The sequence below is a fragment of the Nocardia sp. NPDC004722 genome (assembly GCF_053601505.1).
The window spans coordinates 1-1415 of record NZ_JBSGBY010001064.1 but is presented as its reverse complement, the minus strand read 5'-3'; the positions used below and the strand labels follow the sequence as shown (position 1 = coordinate 1415).

The window sequence follows — 1415 nt, the reverse complement described above, 5'->3', positions numbered from 1 at the left end:
GAACTGTGGCAGCCAATCCAGATCCAGGCACACCTCCAACCGGCTCGGCGCATGCTGCTTGGTGCGGCTCGCGCCGTCGGTGCACAGCGAGGCGAAGCGCGGCTTCGTCGCCAGAATGGTCGATATCGCTCGCACGCAAGGCGTTTCGGGCTACATCGACGAGGGAACCCAGCGCTGGCCCGCGGTCCACCGCCTCGACGCGGCACGCCTGTTCCGGCTGGCGCTGCAACAGGCGCCCGCGGGCTCGGTGTGGCACGGCGTCGCCGAGGACGGGGTGCGGATCCGCGACATCGCCGACGGGATCGGCCGGGGCCTGAACGTACCGGTGGTCTCGATTCCGGCGGACGCGGCCGTCGAGCATTTCGGCTGGCTGGCAGGCGTTCTCGGCCTGGACTCACCCGCCTCGGCGATCCTGACCCGCCAGCGCCTCGGCTGGGAACCGACACATCCCGGTCTGCTCGAGGACCTCGCGCGCGGCCGGTACTTCGAAAGTCCGGCGCACACCTCGACGGCGTATCTGTGACGCGCGTCACCTCCTGTCAGGTCGGGGCGGTGGGGCGTGTCTGGAGGGTATGACTGATTCGAACCCCTTCAGTAAAGTTGTCGTACTCGGCGGCGGTTACGCCGGTGCGGTGGCGGCCAATCGGCTGCGGCTGCGCCGCGATATCGAGATCACGCTGGTGAATCCGCGGCCGCGGTTCATCGAACGGCTGCGGCTGCACCAGTTCGTGGCGGGCACCCATGACGCCGGGCTCGGCTACGACACGCTGCTCGGCACGGGCGTGGAGCTGGTCGTCGACCGTGCCGTCCGCATCGACACCGCCAGGCGCGTCGTGGAGCTGGGTTCGGGCCGCGAGCTCGGCTACGACTATCTGGTGTACGCGGTCGGCAGCACCGCGGCGGTGCCGGTATCGATCCCGGGCGCGGCCGAATACGCCTATCCCATCGCGGAATTCGAGCATGCGCAACGGCTGCGCGCCGCGCTCGCGGAGGTCGCCGCGGCCGCGCCGATCGTCGTCGTGGGCGGAGGGCTCACCGGCATCGAGACGGCCGCCGAGCTGGTCGAGCAGGGCCGCGCCGTCACCCTCGTCTGCGGAGGTAGGTTGGCGGCGAGCTTCGCGGAGCCCGCACGGCGGACAATCAGGAAGTGGCTGAACAGAAATGGGGTCGAGGTCATCGAGGATGCGCGCGTGAACGAGGTGCGCCCGGCCGCGGTCGTGCTGTCGAATGCCGCCGTGCTGCCCAGCGCGGTCACGATCTGGACCGCCGGATTCGGTGTGCCCGACCTGGCCTCGCGCAGTGGCCTGCGCACCGACGCGCTGGGTCGCCTACGCACCGATGAGACGTTGACCAGCATCGACGACGACCGCATCGTCGCCGCCGGGGACGCGTCCGCCCCGTCGGACCGCCCCTTG

Annotated in this window: 1 protein-coding gene and 1 pseudogene; both read left to right on the top strand. The window is 70.5% G+C overall.

What is annotated here, in order from left to right; genetic code table 11:
• Positions 1–523: pseudogene (locus ACWELQ_RS45680) on the top strand (hypothetical protein); the annotation flags it as partial.
• 49 nt (positions 524–572) lie between these two features.
• Positions 573–1415: NAD(P)/FAD-dependent oxidoreductase (locus ACWELQ_RS45675; protein WP_452403188.1), on the top strand; the 843-nt coding region annotated here is incomplete at its 3' end.